Origin of the sequence: Pantoea coffeiphila (genome assembly GCF_016909495.1) — a bacterium.
Classification (GTDB): domain Bacteria; phylum Pseudomonadota; class Gammaproteobacteria; order Enterobacterales; family Enterobacteriaceae; genus Erwinia; species Erwinia coffeiphila.
The window spans coordinates 778713-794087 of the sequence record NZ_JAFBFW010000002.1; the positions used below are offsets into that span (position 1 = coordinate 778713).

16 protein-coding genes are annotated in these 15375 nt (G+C 55.2%); 4 read left to right on the forward strand and 12 right to left on the reverse strand.

Annotated features, from left to right (window positions below; genetic code table 11):
* Nucleotides 1-219 precede the first annotated feature (219 nt).
* Nucleotides 220-1584 (forward strand): ethanolamine permease, encoded by a 1365-nt coding sequence (gene eat, locus JOE09_RS09305; RefSeq protein ID WP_105590756.1) that lies wholly within the window; start codon nucleotides 220-222, stop codon nucleotides 1582-1584.
* 115 nt (nucleotides 1585-1699) lie between these two features.
* Here the strand turns inward: eat and mak are convergent, their stop codons facing one another.
* Nucleotides 1700-2605 (reverse strand): fructokinase, encoded by a 906-nt coding sequence (mak, locus tag JOE09_RS09310; RefSeq protein ID WP_200545339.1) that lies wholly within the window; start codon nucleotides 2603-2605, stop codon nucleotides 1700-1702.
* 145 nt (nucleotides 2606-2750) lie between these two features.
* On the opposite strand from mak, the gene rdgC reads away from it, so the two are divergent.
* On the forward strand, nucleotides 2751-3662 hold the full coding sequence (rdgC, locus tag JOE09_RS09315; protein ID WP_105590754.1) for a recombination-associated protein RdgC: 912 nt from the start codon (nucleotides 2751-2753) through the stop codon (nucleotides 3660-3662).
* Nucleotides 3663-3712: 50 nt separating this feature from the next.
* Here rdgC and ppnP read toward each other — a convergent pair whose 3' ends face one another.
* The 6 genes from ppnP to JOE09_RS09345 form a co-directional block, all read right to left on the reverse strand.
* Complete coding sequence (gene ppnP, locus JOE09_RS09320; RefSeq protein ID WP_205065555.1) at nucleotides 3713-4003, reverse strand: pyrimidine/purine nucleoside phosphorylase; 291 nt, start codon at nucleotides 4001-4003, stop codon at nucleotides 3713-3715.
* Nucleotides 4004-4095: 92 nt separating this feature from the next.
* The gene (locus JOE09_RS09325; protein ID WP_205065556.1) at nucleotides 4096-4773 is read right to left on the reverse strand and encodes an AroM family protein; all 678 of its coding nucleotides are present in this window, start codon (nucleotides 4771-4773) and stop codon (nucleotides 4096-4098) included.
* The gene (locus tag JOE09_RS09330; protein ID WP_205065557.1) at nucleotides 4770-5555 is read right to left on the reverse strand and encodes an IclR family transcriptional regulator; all 786 of its coding nucleotides are present in this window, start codon (nucleotides 5553-5555) and stop codon (nucleotides 4770-4772) included. The genes JOE09_RS09325 and JOE09_RS09330 overlap by 4 nt, the downstream gene beginning before the upstream one ends.
* A gap of 298 nt (nucleotides 5556-5853) precedes the next feature.
* Nucleotides 5854-6045, reverse strand: a complete 192-nt coding sequence (locus JOE09_RS09335) for a YaiA family protein (protein ID WP_105590750.1) — start codon at nucleotides 6043-6045, stop codon at nucleotides 5854-5856.
* A 156-nt stretch (nucleotides 6046-6201) separates the two neighbouring features.
* Nucleotides 6202-6726, reverse strand: a complete 525-nt coding sequence (gene aroL, locus JOE09_RS09340; protein WP_205065558.1) for a shikimate kinase AroL — start codon at nucleotides 6724-6726, stop codon at nucleotides 6202-6204.
* A 169-nt stretch (nucleotides 6727-6895) separates the two neighbouring features.
* Complete coding sequence (locus JOE09_RS09345; protein WP_105590748.1) at nucleotides 6896-7351, reverse strand: YaiI/YqxD family protein; 456 nt, start codon at nucleotides 7349-7351, stop codon at nucleotides 6896-6898.
* A gap of 202 nt (nucleotides 7352-7553) precedes the next feature.
* On the opposite strand from JOE09_RS09345, the gene proC reads away from it, so the two are divergent.
* On the forward strand, nucleotides 7554-8366 hold the full coding sequence (gene proC, locus JOE09_RS09350) for a pyrroline-5-carboxylate reductase (protein ID WP_105590747.1): 813 nt from the start codon (nucleotides 7554-7556) through the stop codon (nucleotides 8364-8366).
* Between the two features lie 82 nt (nucleotides 8367-8448).
* Here proC and lpxO read toward each other — a convergent pair whose 3' ends face one another.
* From lpxO to JOE09_RS09370, 4 genes are all read right to left on the reverse strand, one after another.
* On the reverse strand, nucleotides 8449-9360 hold the full coding sequence (gene lpxO / locus JOE09_RS09355; protein WP_205065559.1) for a lipid A hydroxylase LpxO: 912 nt from the start codon (nucleotides 9358-9360) through the stop codon (nucleotides 8449-8451).
* 236 nt (nucleotides 9361-9596) lie between these two features.
* A complete protein-coding gene (locus tag JOE09_RS09360; protein ID WP_105590745.1) occupies nucleotides 9597-9902 on the reverse strand; it encodes a PsiF family protein in 306 nt (101 codons plus the stop codon).
* A gap of 134 nt (nucleotides 9903-10036) precedes the next feature.
* On the reverse strand, nucleotides 10037-10297 hold the full coding sequence (iraP, locus tag JOE09_RS09365; RefSeq protein WP_105590744.1) for an anti-adapter protein IraP: 261 nt from the start codon (nucleotides 10295-10297) through the stop codon (nucleotides 10037-10039).
* Nucleotides 10298-10516: 219 nt separating this feature from the next.
* Nucleotides 10517-10681 (reverse strand): hypothetical protein, encoded by a 165-nt coding sequence (locus JOE09_RS09370; protein WP_172606523.1) that lies wholly within the window; start codon nucleotides 10679-10681, stop codon nucleotides 10517-10519.
* Between the two features lie 297 nt (nucleotides 10682-10978).
* Here JOE09_RS09370 and JOE09_RS09375 point away from each other — a divergent pair, with 297 nt between their 5' ends.
* Entirely contained in the window at nucleotides 10979-14059 is a 3081-nt protein-coding gene (locus JOE09_RS09375; RefSeq protein WP_275584421.1) for a beta-galactosidase, read from the forward strand.
* Here JOE09_RS09375 and JOE09_RS09380 read toward each other — a convergent pair.
* On the reverse strand, nucleotides 14048-15268 hold the full coding sequence (locus JOE09_RS09380) for a multidrug efflux MFS transporter (protein ID WP_205065561.1): 1221 nt from the start codon (nucleotides 15266-15268) through the stop codon (nucleotides 14048-14050). The two genes, JOE09_RS09375 and JOE09_RS09380, sit on opposite strands and share 12 nt — an antisense overlap.
* Nucleotides 15269-15375: the final 107 nt, after the last annotated feature.

The following is a 15375-nucleotide window of genomic DNA, read 5'->3' on the forward strand; positions in this document are numbered from 1 at the left end:
ATAGTCAGCGTTGGGCTCTACTTCCGTGCCTTCAGCATCCTGTACCTGGCGGTTTCCAGCTTGACCTTAAACGACCCAGTTTTGACCGCAGCGTACAGGACGTGCTTTCCGCATGATTAAGTTGACCGCAGGTGACAAATCTCATTGCTGCCGTCAAGTTTCCCTCAGGGGCCAGCGTCATTATCGGGTCACGACAACATCAATGACGGGGAATACGCTATGAACAACACTTTGAAGCCCGCATTAGGGACAATACACCTGTGGGGCATTGCGGTAGGGCTGGTGATTTCAGGGGAATATTTTGGCTGGAGCTACGGCTGGGGCGTGGCGGGAACGCTGGGGTTCCTGCTTACCACGCTGATGGTGGCCACCATGTACAGCTGCTTTATTTTCAGTTTTACCGAGCTGACCACGGCCATTCCCCATGCCGGCGGTCCGTTTGCCTACAGCCGCCGCGCATTTGGTGAAACCGGTGGCCTGATTGCCGGTATGGCTACGCTGATCGAATTTGTCTTCGCACCACCGGCAATCGCCATGGCTATCGGCGCGTATCTGAACGTGCAATACCCGGAACTGAACCCCAAATATGCCGCCGTCGGGGCCTATGTGGTGTTTATGACGCTGAATATTCTTGGCGTGAAGCTGGCAGCGATGTTCGAACTGGTGGTGACGGTGCTGGCAGTGCTGGAGCTGCTGGTATTTATGGGCGTGGTCGCGCCAGGGTTCAGCATCGCAAACTTTGCCGCTAACGGCTGGGCGGGCGGTGAACACTTTGGCCTGCCTGCGGTATCCGGCATCTTTGCCGCTATTCCGTTTGCCATCTGGTTCTTCCTCGCTATCGAGGGTGCCGCGATGGCGGCTGAAGAGGCGAAAGATCCGAAGCGGACCATCCCCCGCGCCTATATCGCCGGTATTCTGACGCTGGTAGTGCTGGCGATTGGCGTGATGCTGATGGCGGGCGGTGCCGGTGACTGGCGTACCCTGTCGAATATCAACGATCCGCTGCCACAGGCAATGAAGATGATCGTCGGCAGCAACTCGAACTGGATGCATATGCTGGTGTGGATTGGGCTGTTTGGGCTGATTGCCAGCTTCCACGGCATTATTCTCGGCTATTCGCGTCAGTTCTTTGCCCTTTCCCGTGCCGGATATCTGCCAGCCGGTCTGGCTAAACTGTCACGCTTTCAGACACCGCACCGGGCAATTATCGCCGGTGGCGTGATTGGTATTGCGGCCATTTTCAGCGACAGCTGGATTAACCTGCAGGGCATGACGCTGACCGCCGCGATGATTACCATGGCCGTGTTTGGCGCCATTGTGATGTATCTGATGAGTATGCTGAGCCTGTTCCGCCTGCGCCGCAGCGCACCGGAACTGGATCGCAGCTTCCTTGCACCAGGTTATCCGATTGTCCCGGGTATTGCGCTGGTGCTGGCGGTGGTTTGCCTGATTGCCATGCTGTGGTTTAACCCGCTGATCGGTGCCGTCTTCGTTGGACTGATGGCGGTGGCCTACATCTGGTTCCTGATGACCAAAAGCCTGCGTGATAACGCACCGCGTGATGTCATGCTACAGGGGGAATAAACCTTAAATCCGTTGTTCTGCTCGGGCAGACCTTAACCATCCGGGTACGGCCATCATCGCGACGGCCGTGCCCTTTTCGTTTACAGCCTGGAGAAAGGCACAGGCACTCAGAGGCTTACAGCGGCCACAGCCACGCCGCTCCGCGCACGCCGCTGGAGTCACCGTGCACCGCCTGGCGAATCGGGGTGGCAAACTCGCCGCCGAATACCCAGTTTTTGACCAGCTGCGGCACGGTCTGATACAGCCTGCTGACGTTACTCATGCCACCGCCCAGCACGATCATATCCGGATCAAGAATATTCACCACGTGCGCCAGCGATTTCGCCAGTCTCAGTTCATAGCGGCTCATCACCAGCTCTGCTACCGGGTCCTGCTGCTCGATCTGCTGAATAATTTCCGCACCTTTGCGGTCGATGCCGCTGAGCCGCTGGTAGTCAGTGGCAAAACCGGTTCCGGAAATAAAGGTTTCTATGCAGCCCGCTTTACCGCAGTAGCAGGGCACTTCGCGGCGGTAGTTCAGCTCGTCTTCATCCATCCACGGCAGCGGATTATGCCCCCACTCTCCGGCGTTACCGTTACCACCGCTGTGCGCCTGGCCGTTCAGCGCCACGCCCGCACCGCAGCCGGTGCCAATAATCACCGCAAAGACCGTTTGCATCCCGGCGGCAGCGCCGTCCACCGCTTCGGAAACCGCCAGGCAGTTCGCATCATTGGCAATACGAACTTCACGCCCGAGCAGACGCTGTAAGTCTTTATCCAGCGGCCTGCCGTTCAGCCAGGTGGAGTTAGCGTTTTTGACCAGCCCGGTCACCGGTGACAGCGTGCCGGGAATGCCCATCCCTACCGTTCCCCGCTGCCCCGTGGCCGCTTCCGCTCGCTTCACCAAATCGGTAATAGCCGCCAGCGTCTGCTCATAGTCGTTACGCGGCGTAGGTACGCGGTAGCGATACAGCTCTTCACCCTGGTCTGACAGCGCAATCACTTCTGTTTTCGTGCCGCCCAAATCGATACCGATACGCACCCGTTATTCCTTATAATTTAACGTTCAGATCATTACCTTAGAAGGCGAAAGGCTGAAAGGCAATGAAACACCGCCGCTGATTCGTTATCATGCGCGCTGACTTTGAACTTGCGCGCCATTTACGCGCCCTGAGAGGGAATGCACCATGCTGTGGTTTAAAAATTTGATGGTTTATCGTCTTAATCGCGAGATCCCACTGGCGGCAGACGAGATGGAAAAACAGCTCGATGCCTTCTCTTTCACCCCCTGCGGCAGTCAGGATATGGCGAAAACCGGCTGGGTTTCCCCTATCGGCCCGCGCAGCGACGCGCTAACCCACGTCACCAACGGTCAGATTCTGATCTGCGCCCGCAAAGAAGAGAAAATTCTGCCTTCTCCGGTGATTAAGCAGGCGCTGGAAGCCAAAATCAGCAAGCTGGAACACGAACAGTCGCGCAAGCTGAAAAAAACCGAAAAAGACTCGCTGAAGGATGAAGTCCTGCACAGCCTGTTGCCGCGCGCCTTCAGCCGCTTCAGCCAGACCTGGCTGTGGATCGACACGGTGAACAACCTGATTATGGTTGACTGTGCCAGTGCGAAAAAAGCCGAAGACACGCTCGCCCTGCTGCGTAAAAGCCTCGGTTCACTGCCGGTGGTGCCGCTGACGCTGGAAAGCCCGATTGAGCTGACGATGACCGAATGGGTGCGCTCAGGCGATCTGCCCGCCGGATTTGCGCTGATGGATGAAGCCGAACTGAAAGCGATTCTGGAAGACGGCGGCGTAATCCGCTGTAAAAAACAGGATCTGGTTTGCGATGAGATCGCTAACCATATTGAAGCTGGCAAACTGGTGACTAAACTGGCGCTGGACTGGCAGGAGCGCATTCAGTTTGTGCTGTCGGATGACGGCTCACTCAAGCGTCTGAAATTTGCCGATACGCTGCGTGAGCAGAATGATGATATCGATCGGGAAGATGTTTCCGGCCGCTTCGATGCCGATTTTATTCTGATGACCGGTGAACTGGCCGCACTGATTAGCAATACCGTTGAAGCATTAGGCGGCGAAGCCCAGCGCTAACGGATAGCAAAAGGCGCGCCGGGGGCGCGCCTTTTGCTGGATTTCGCAGATTAATCTTTCAGATAGCGGCACAGATAAGCAGAAGGCTCGGCAACCTGAAGATGGAACTCACTGTGGCCCGGTACATTGAACACATCACCCGGCTGATAGTATTTCCACTCCACTTCACCCGGCAGCAGCACTTTCAGCGAACCGCTCACTACGGTCATTTCTTCCGCCTGTGCGGTACCAAAGGTGTATTCACCTTCCGCCATCACGCCAACGCTGGCGCGGCCAGTGCTGGCGCTGTCAAAACCAATAGACTTCACTTTACCGTCAAAATACTCACTAACGTTGAGCATATAAATTCCTTAAAATCAGATACAAAGGTAAGCAGGCAATATAGAGGCATTTTTACCGGGCTGTCACGCTTTTTCACCGGTCTGAGTAAGCTTTACAGCAGCAGTTCTGCCGCCAGCCTGGCCACCAGTACGTTTGGCAACAACACGGGTATCCCTAACAGTTTCTGTAAAAAATCACGATGCCGCTGCTGGTAGCCAATACTGTCGAGCACCACCACATCCGCCCCCTGCTCCTGCAACGACAGCGCCGCATCGATTAACAGTTCCTCGTCCGGGTGCTCCGGGCTGGCAACGGCAAAACAGGGCGGATAAGAGAGATTTTTCCATTTTCCCGCCAGCCGATCCTTCAGGCCATCCTGCGGCAGCATAATCCCCACCTGATGGCCTTCAACGATAGCCTCAACCAGCGGTGGAACAATGCGGTCTGGTTCCAGCAACGTGGCATGTCGGGTCGTCAGCCCACTGAATTTTTCACTGCTAAGCAGCAGAATGATTTCGTAGCCCGAGCGCTCTAACTGATCAATACGCTGCTGAAGACCGCGCTCAATGCAGGCCGCAGAAAGCAGTAGTTTGCTGCCGTCATTCAAATGAATCGACATCACGTTTTCGGCCGCCACGGCGCCGTACTGCTGTTCAATCTGCACCGGCGTCAGGCCGTCTAACAGGCCACTGTGGACAATACGATCGGCTGGCAGATGCTCCAGCAGCAGGGGAACAATGTCACTATTCGTTGACTGCCCGGGAGTCAGCGTGACCAGGGTATTATTCATAGATTACTGCTCCGCGATGTAAAAACGGCACGGTCACCGTACTTGCCAGCTAGCTGGCGGGTAACCATTTGCAGCGCATCCAGCGCGATAGGTGAAAACAGCTGATCCTGGCTTTGCGTAGGGAAAGAGAGGCTCAATGCCACGGTCTCTCCCCGGTGTTTATTGCTAAGCGTGGTGGCAATAGCACTAATGCCCGGCAGGGCTTCGTTACGAGCCAGCGCCCAACCGCACTCACGTATGCGATCTAACTCTGCCAGCAGCTGCTGAATCGTTTGCGGTGAGTTCGGCGAACTGACCCGCCAGGCTCCGGCATAAAGATTGCGCACATAGTCATCGCTGTAACGGGATAAAATCGCACGTCCAACAGAGGTTTCCGCCGCAGGAAAGCGGCTCCCCGGCGGCGTGACGGCCTGAACGTACATTCGCCCCTGGAACATACGCATCACCAGCACATCGCGCCCTTCCAGCACTGATATATAGCCGGTGCAGCTGGATTCAGCGGCCAGCCTTGCCATCATCGATGATGCCCCATCGACCAGCGGCGTGGAGAGATAGTGGCTGGCCAGAGACAGCAGCATCTGTCCGAGGTGGAAACAGCGTGTATCGGGGTTTCGTTCCAGTAGCCCCTGGCTTTCCATGGTCGCCAGCAGCCGTGAGACGGTACTTTTCGGCAGGTTCAACGCCGCCACTACGTCAGTAAACGACAGCCCCTGCTGCCCCTGTACCAGGCCCTGCTGGTTAAATAATTTGAGTACCGCCGTCGCGTTTTCTAACGTTGTCATTCGGTGAGTTCCATTTTCAGGAACTCATGTTCCTGTTTTGTTAATTCACCCTACGGTCGGCAGGATCGCCGGTCAAGAATTATAAATTCCAGCTTGAGCATGGCAAAAACACGGGAAGTGGCTTAACCACGTGGAGAGGAAATATTCCTGTTGAGAATCACAAGTGAGAGAAAATATTGCAGTGAAACAGGCTTTAACGGCAGAGTGTTATGCTACCGCCGAGGCGGGTAAGTAGAAAATACTCTCCGATTGAAAATGGAAGATGAAGAAATCGTAATACGGCATCCCTGCCCGGCGCTTACTCTTTAGAACGATCTTCGTATCGCGCTTTGGCATCCAGCGCTTCCTGTTCGGTTTCGTGCTCGCTGATCAGGGAATCTGGCTTAGGATGATCGGCACGCAGTTCGTACCAGATGACGGTGTTGTCGGGTGCGCCCTTGTTCACCGGCACAACCGAGGCATGGCGTGGATAGGGTGGTTTGCCTGGCATATCACGTTCCCTCCTGTGGTTAGCGATCTGAGCCGCTGATATCTCTACGAAGTCAGATCCGTATCCGGACCTGATGTAATTATAGACATTATCAGCGGCTTAACGCCGGGAGGAAGGAGAAGCAGAATTATCCGTACCGCTGAGCGGCAAGGAAAATCAGCTGGCGCAGGCCAACGAGAGTGCGCTAACGATCTGCTGCACAACGGCTTCCGGGGACTGCATCGCATCAACAATATGATGCGCAGCCTGCCGGTAGAGCTGGTCACGGGCCGCAAGCACCTCGGCCATTTCTTCAGCGATGGGACGACCGGTCAGCGTTGGGCGCTGCGCATTTTCAGGATAGGCTTCCAGCCGCGAGGCCAGAATTTCGGCCGGCGCGTTGAGATAAATCACGTGCCCGTTATCGTGCATAAACTGACGATTCTCGGCAGCCAGAATCATGCCTCCACCGGTGGCGATCACCTTGCCGGGCGCGGTAACGGCAATCAACGAGGTAGACTCACGGCTGCGAAAGCCCGGCCAGCCCTCTTCCGCAACGATTTCCGCCACGGTCTTACCGCTAACCTGCTGCAGATAATAGTCGGTATCGCAGAAGTCATAACCCAGTGCCGCAGCCAAAGCCTGGCCAACGGTAGTTTTCCCGCAGCCGCGAGCGCCGATGAGATAGATGGGTAATGACATAGCAGGACTTTCCTAACAAAGCGGAAGAATGAACGATGCCGGGCATAATACCGGACATTTTCTGCCGGAGCTACCAGTAACGTTTTATTTACAGTCAGACAGCCCTTCTTTCCATTTAACTCATTGAGTTAAATAACTATTTACCTGTAAAAAATAAATTACACCTGACTTATTTTGCTCTTTTTTGCTGCTGTAGCCATTTGTCCAGCTCGTTGGCGAAGGCCTGACGATCGCGCTGGTTCAATGTTGACGGCCCACCGGTCTGCACTCCGCTGGCCCGCATCGTATCCATAAAATCACGCATCGTCAGGCGCTCGCGGATAGTCGCCTCGCTGTAACGTTCGCCGCGAGGATTGAGTGCCACGGCGCCTTTTTCCATCACTTCCGCTGCCAGTGGGATATCGGCGGTAATCACCAAATCGCCCGCTTCTGCGCGCTGGACAATTTCATTATCAGCGACGTCAAAACCAGGTGCGACTCGCAGCGTACGAAGGAAACGCGACGGCGGTACGCTGAGCGACTGATTCGCTACCAGCGTGACCATCACCTGCTCACGATCTGCCGCACGGTACAGCACTTCTTTGATCACTTTCGGACATGCATCGGCATCGACCCAAATTGGCATCACCACTTCCTTTCGTTGAAAATTGATAATAATGGCGATCTTCCCATTCTTTTGCAGAATGGCAAACTTAATCTGCTACGACCACTTAATAAGCATGTACTGTGCCCTGTCAAAACCTTTCGGTTTAAGCCTGCCCAAAGCTGCGTTAAGGTGGAGGGATGAGATAAGCACACACTTTTTTTACCGAACTCGCAGGGAGAATATGGTGGACAAGAAAATCGGTTTTATTGGCTGCGGCAATATGTCGAAAGCTATCATTGCAGGACTGGTCGCCGCCGGGCAGGTTACGCCGGAGAATATCTGGGTTTACGACCGCAAACCGGCAACCAATAAAATGATGCAGGAGCAGTATGGCATTACCCCGGCCGCAAGCGCGGAAGACGTCGCCCGTGAGGCCGATATTCTGTTTGGTGCGGTGAAACCTAACGTCATCCTCAACGTACTGAAAGACGTTGCCAACAGCCTGAATAAAGAGAGCGTTGTGGTATCTATCGCCGCGGGCGTGACGCTTGACTCGCTGGCCAGCGTGCTGGGCCACGACCGCAAAATTATTCGCGTCATGCCGAACACGCCGTCGCTGGTTAACGAAGGCATGACATCGGTGACGCCAAACGTACTGGTTTCCCATGAGGAAGCGAAAGAAGTCGTTGAGATTTTCAACGGTTTTGGCAAAGCCGAACTGGTGCCGGAATACCTGATCCATTCCGTTGTTGGCGTAAGCGGCTCGGCACCGGCCTACGTGTTTATGTTTATTGAAGCGATGGCAGATGCGGCAGTGCTGGGCGGAATGCCGCGCGCGCAGGCCTATCGTTTCGCTGCCCAGGCAGTAAAAGGCTCCGCACAGATGGTACTCGAAACAGGTAAACATCCGGGCGAGCTGAAAGATATGGTTTGCTCTCCTGGCGGTACCACTATCGAAGCGGTAAAAGTGCTGGAAGAGAAAGGCTTCCGTGCTGCCGTTATCGAAGCAATGCAGCAGTGCATGGCTAAATCGGATCGGATGAGCCGGGCGTAATTCACGTTCTGTTGTTCACAAGAACAAAGGCGAGTAACCAGTGCGCTACTCGCCGCGTAATTTATCGCCGCTCAACGGAAAATTAAAGAATCAGCCCCGGCACGATAATAATGGCAAAAATCAACGCAATAAGCCCGTGCTTGACCCAGTAGTAAAGCTTGCGATTACGTTTTTTTAGTCGCTGACCGGCATCCCGCAGGCGGTTGACGTACTTAAAGATGCGGTTAATCCCCCCAACCCGATCGTTGTCATCATTAGGCGAACTGGCGGCAGACATCAGCGTCGCTCCTACCCAATGATTGACCGCCTGTGCCCAGCGCCATTTCATCGGGCGTTCAATATCGCAAAAAAGGATAATGCGCGTCTGCTCCGTCTTATTCTGCGCCCAGTGAACGTAGGTTTCATCAAACAGTACCGCCTCGCCGTCACGCCAGCTATGACGCTCTTTGTCGACCTCAATAAAGCAACGATCGTCGTTCGGTGTTACCAGCCCAAGGTGATAACGCACGGACCCCGCATAGGGATCGCGGTGTTTACCCAAATGACTCCCTGCGGGCAGTTCGGCGAACATGGCCGCTTTAACTGAAGGGATCTTACTCAGCAGCTCACTGGTAACCGGGCAAAGCGACGTCGCTGAGGGGTGCGCATCGCCATACCATTTGAGGTAAAAACGCTTCCAGCCACGCTTAAAGAAGGTGTTAAAACCTGCATCCTGCTGAGTCTGCGAAGCTTTGATATGATCCTGAAGCTGCAGGGCCTCCTGACGAATTGCCTGCCAGTTGTCGGTTATCTGCTGTAGCTCAGGGAATTCAGCAGGATCGAAGTAGGGCTGCTTTGCGGGGAGTTTAGAAAAACCGGTCATAAACATATTTACCGGTGCCATAAAGGTTGAGTGGTCGAACAATTGCCTGGAGAACTTCTGCTTTTCCGCGCCTCGCGAATGCGCATAGATAACGCTAATCACAAAGATACCAATAATAATTAAAGCCACCATGTAAGTATTCCTTAGCTTACGCCCACGTTAAACACAGGAGTACGGTGCTCCCGGATCACGCAGGAAAGAATGTGAAGCCTGGAATTCTAATAAGAGGCAACAGGAATAATTAATCCGCCAGTGCCAAAATTGATGACATGAAAAAGTGAATGATTATCGGTTTAATAGCGGTTTAGATAAGCGGCCTGAGTGGCCGCCTGATTTAGAATGGCCCTGTATACTTGTCTGGTAGACGGTTAACTTTTCTTCAGACAGGTACTCATAAAGGCTTTACGCGCATCGCCTTTCAGTTCTTTTTGGCTGGCGTCAGCATTACAGGTTTTCATTTTCATCTGCTGCGGCGTCATCCCCTCAGCTTTTGCGTCTTTTTTCAGACAGTTACTCATAAAAGCCTTACGCTCATCGCCCTTAAGCGCTTTCTCACCCGCTTGTTGATTGCATACCGTCATTTTTTGCTGCTGTGCGGTTTTCTCAGCGGCTCCCGCATAGCCCGCCGCGACGGCCGATAGCATTAATATTGCGATCGTCATTTTCATCTTCATACTCTTCCCATCCCTTATTGTTTTCAGTACGGGTAAAGTTTGGCACGGCTTTTCTATTCGGCGAGGAAAAGTACTGAGATTTGCATTCAATATCACAGCGACAGGCAGTAACGCCGTCGTCGCTGGTTAAATAATTACTGGCGGGGGTGATTCAGCAAACGTTGAATATAGCTTTGCAGCAGCGTGAGATCTTCTGGATGCTGTTGTTCCCCGGTTGAGGCCGTCTGGATTGCCGAGTTAATACTCTCATTTATCTGCCGCAGCTGCTCTGCATCTGTTTTACGTAACAGCGCCGTTACGACAATCTCTAATGCTTCCACCTGGGCAACCAGTTCTTTGGATTCCGTTTCTTTTTCTGCAAGCCTGATCAGTAATTCTGCAATGAGATTTTTCATGCGACTGTCTCAGCAAGGTAAAGCAAGACGGTAACACTGGTTTAAATAAAAGAAAACAGTATTCGCTTTATATTTTCGTTACTTATGCACTGAAAAAGAGCAAATAATCATTTTTAATTTTTCGAAACGTTTCGCTGAAATTTATCGGGATGAAAACAACAGAAAGGATGATACAGGACAGACCCCGGAAGCCCAAACGACCTCCGGGGTCATCGGTGATTAACGGCCAGGCCCCATAAATCCACCGTGAGGACCGCCGCCGCCGCCCCAGCCACCACCACCGCCTCCCCAACCGCCACCACCGCCGCCCGGAGGAGGGAACAGGCATCCACTGAGCGCTGCCACCAGCGCGACGATACTCGCCGCCTTAAGAATACGAATCATGTTAAAACCTCACGGGTCACAATATGAGGATGCCCTCCTCATTTCTCCGGCGATAGTAAGCGCCGCCTGGACCGCTCACAATGCAGAATAATCCGGTTAGCGGCGCTTTTTACTCGCCGTAACCGCGCTTAACGATTTCCTGTTAATTTCTGCGCACAACCCTGCCCTGGTCACACGTGCTATTCGCTTTCACCAGATTTAATTGCCGCGATCCACCTCGCATTCCCTGGGATTTTCACTTTACAACAACATCGATTCGCGACAATGTGAGCGCATAACATTGATGAGGTTTTGACCATGACCGATCGCAATTCGCTTTCTCTACAGCAGCTGGTATCTCTCCGTTACTGGGAGAACCCTGCCGTCACCCAGATCAACCGCTTACCCAGTCATCCTCCTTTCGCCAGCTGGCGCAACAGCGAATCCGCGCGACAGGACCTCCCCAGCCCATCGATCCAGTCTCTGAGCGGTGAGTGGAAATTTAGCTACTTTAACCGGCCGGAAGCCGTTCCGGATAGCTGGATCGCAGACGACCTCGGTTCAGCCGATCGCGCCACCGTGCCGTCAAACTGGCAGCTTTCCGGTTACGATGCACCAATTTATACGAATGTGCAGTACCCAATCCCGGTCGATCCGCCGCGCGTTCCTGCGGAAAACCCTACAGGTTGTTACTCGCTCACATTCAATTGTTCTGCCGACTGGCTGCGAAGCGGACAAACGCGGATTATCTTCGACGGCGTGAACTCCGCCTTCTATCTGTGGTGCAACGGTACGTTTGTCGGCTATTCACAGGACAGTCGATTACCCGCTGAATTCGACCTCAGCGCCGTGCTGCAAAGTGGCGCAAACCGGATTGCGGTGATGGTGCTGCGCTGGTGCGACGGCAGCTATCTGGAAGATCAGGATATGTGGCGGATGAGCGGCATTTTCCGCGACGTCAGCCTGCTGCATAAGCCCTCAGTTCGCCTGCAGGATGTTCAGATAGAAACCCGTCTGAGCGCAGAGTTTCACAGCGCCGACTTGCGGGTGCTGGCGGTCTGCTCGGAGCAGGATGCACGCGACCACCAGGTTGAAGTTACGCTGTGGCAGCAGGATACGCTGATTGCAGAACACCGCCAGGCATTGGGTAGTGCCGTTATTGATGAACGCGGCAGCTATACCGACCGTACGCTCCTCAGCATCAATGTGCCGCGGCCGCAGCTGTGGAGCGCGGAAACGCCGCATCTTTACCGTGCCGTGGTTACGCTGCTTAATGCCAGCGGTAACCCTCTTGAAAGTGAAGCCTATGACGTCGGTTTCCGTCACATCGCGGTAGAGGGAGGGCTGCTGAAGCTCAACGGCAAGCCGCTGCTGATCCGCGGCACCAATCGTCATGAACACCATCCGGATCGCGGGCAGGTGATGGATGAAGAAACGATGATCCGCGACATCACACTGATGAAGCAGCACAATTTCAATGCCGTACGCTGCTCGCACTATCCTAATCACGCCCTGTGGTATCGCCTGTGCGATCGCTTCGGCCTGTATGTGGTTGATGAAGCCAATATTGAAACCCACGGCATGCAGCCGATGAATCGCCTGTCTAACGATCCGCAGTGGTTCAATGCGTTCAGCGAGCGCGTCACGCGTATGGTGCAACGCGATCGCAACCACGCCTGCATTATCATCTGGTCACTCGGTAACGAGTCCGGCCACGGCAGCACGCACGATGCGCTTTATCGCTGGATTAAAAGCCACGATCCGAGCCGTCCGGTGCAGTATGAAGGTGGCGGTGCCAATACCGCCGCCACCGATATCATCTGCCCGATGTATGCCCGAGTGGATCAGGATCAGCCGTTTGAAGCCGTACCAAAGTGGTCGCTGAAAAAGTGGATCGGCCTGCCGGAAGAGCAGCGCCCGCTGATCCTGTGTGAATATGCCCACGCGATGGGCAACAGCCTGGGCGGATTTGACCGCTACTGGGCGGCGTTCCGCCAGTTCCCGCGCCTGCAGGGTGGATTCGTCTGGGACTGGGTCGATCAGAGTTTGACCCGCCATGAGGCGGACGGCAGCAGCTGGCAGGCCTACGGCGGCGACTTCGGCGACACGCCTAACGATCGCCAGTTCTGTATGAATGGCCTGGTCTTTGCCGATCGCACACCGCATCCTTCCCTGTTTGAGGCCCAGCGCGCCCAACAGTTCTTCCAGTTTGCCGTGGAGAGCTATGCCCCGCTGACACTGCGGATTACCAGTGAATATCTGTTCCGCAGCAGCGATAACGAAACGCTGCGCTGGTCTATTGAGCATGAGGGGCAGCGGATTGGTGGAGGAGAACAGGCTCTTGACCTGGCCGCGGAACAAAGCATCAGTCTGGTACTGGGCGATCTGCCCGTACTGGCCGGAGAACTGTGGCTGCGGGTCGAAGTGATACAGCCAGCTGCCACGGCGTGGTCACCCGCCGGGCACCGCATGGCATGGGACGGCTGGCGCCTGCCGGCTGCCCTCTCGCTGCCACGATCCCGGCAAAATCTTGAGCGCCCCCGGCTTACCGAAACCGCTCAGCGGTTCGACGTGCAGCACGGTGAGCAGCGCTGGCAGTTCAGCCGCAGCAGCGGCGAGCTGACGCAGTGGCTTCGGGGCGATAAACCGCAGCTGCTCTCCCCGCTCTCCGATCTGTTTGTGCGTGCGCCTCTGGATAATGATATAGGCATCAGTGAGGTCACCCGCGTCGATCCCCGTGCATGGGTTGAACGCTGGCGGCGGGCCGGTTACAACCAGCTTGAGCCATTACTGATTAACCTGCAGGCGGATGAACTGAGCCACGGTGTGCAGATCGCCAGTATCCACGCCTGGCAGGCCGCGGGGGAAACGCGCTTTATCAGCCGCAAACGCTATCTGTTCGACGGTGAAGGCAAACTGCGCATTGAGGTTGAGGTGGATATTGCCGCCGGGCAGCCGGAACCGGCACGTATCGGCCTGCGCTGTCAGCTCGCCGAAGTGGCGGAGCACGCCAGCTGGCTGGGACTGGGGCCGCACGAAAACTATCCCGATCGGCGGCTGGCCGCAGAGTTCAGCCGCTGGCAGCTACCGCTGGCAGAACTCAGCACCGCCTATGTCTTCCCGGGGGAGAACGGGCTGCGGGGCGGCACCCGCGAACTGGAATACGCCGGACTCAAGGCTGAGGGAGATTTCCACTTCTCACTGAGCCGCCACAGCGTAGAACAGCTCCGCGATACATCACATCGCCACCTGCTGCGTGATGAACCAGGATGCTGGCTGATCCTTGACGGTCATCATATGGGCATAGGCGGCGACGACTCCTGGAGCCCGAGCGTTAACCCGGACTTCCTGCTGTCTGCCCGGCAGTACCGTTATCAACTAACGCTGTCACTGGCCTGATGTTACGCCGCCTGCGCGATTGCCACGCGGGCGGCGGTAAACCCAGATCAGCTGCACGGTGTTCACCAGAACCACAACGGCCGTTGCGGCGAATACCCAGCGGAACCCGCCAGCGGCTGAAATACCCGAGCCCATCAGCGGCCCAACCACGTTGCCCAGATACATAAACGACTGGTTGTAGCCAAAAATTCTGCCGGTCACCCGGTCGCTGCAATAACGCAGCAGCAGGGTCTGTACGGCAGGCATCATCGCGCCATCGGCAAAGCCCAGCAGGAAACGCAGGATACCCAGTTCAAGGGCGCTGCTGGCCCAGGACATGCCGATAAACAGCAGGATGGAAAAGATCAACGATGCAAAAAGGATACGCTGCGCGCCGATGCGGTCGCCGAGTTTCCCCAGCGAAGGTGCGGACAGCAGCGCGGAGACACCGGGAATCGCCGCCACGACACCGCTAAGAAAAGCAATATTCTGCACGTTCGGTTCAAGTTCGCGCACAAACAGCGTCAGAATCGGACTGATCGAGCCGTTGCACAGCTGAATAACCAGCGTGGTAAAAAACAGGCTAATAGTCAGCGTTGGCCACGGCAGGGTACGAAACACCATGCTGCCACTGAGATTGTCTTCTTTCTTGACCCGAATGACGCCGCTCTCTTTAATCAGGAACAGCGTGATCAGAAAGCTTATCAACAGCAATCCTGAGGTAATGATGAATACCGCCCGCAGTCCTATCCAGTCCGCCAGCAGTCCCCCCATCAACGGTCCCATAATCACACCACAAATTTGCGCGGTGGATACCATGCTCATTGCCCAGCCGCTGCGTTCGCGCGGTACCTGTGCCGCCACCAGCGCCATCGCGTTGGGTATATAGCCCGAAGTCAGCCCCATCAACGCACGCAGTGCCAGCAGCTGCCAGACGTTGGTGACAAAGGCCTGGAGCAGGATCACCACGCCCATACCGAGCGAAGCACGCAGCAGCATCAGCTTGCGCCCTTTTCGATCGGCAAGGCTTCCCCACATCGGCGACACAATCGCTGAAACCAGGAAGGTGATACTGAAAATCAGCCCGGACCACAGCGTCAACGACGCGGGATCGGTCACGCCAAGCTGCTCAACATAGAGGGGAAGAAACGGGATTATCTGACTGATCGCCAGCCCGGTAAACAGACAGCCAAACCAGACTGAGATTAGATTAACCTTCCAGGATTCCATCGGACTGCACTTGCGGCCTTATAACAACGTCATGAGCGACAAGTGTAACAACTGTCAGCAACGGAGTGAGGGCAAATAAGGGGATGGACATCACTTCAGAATTTTCT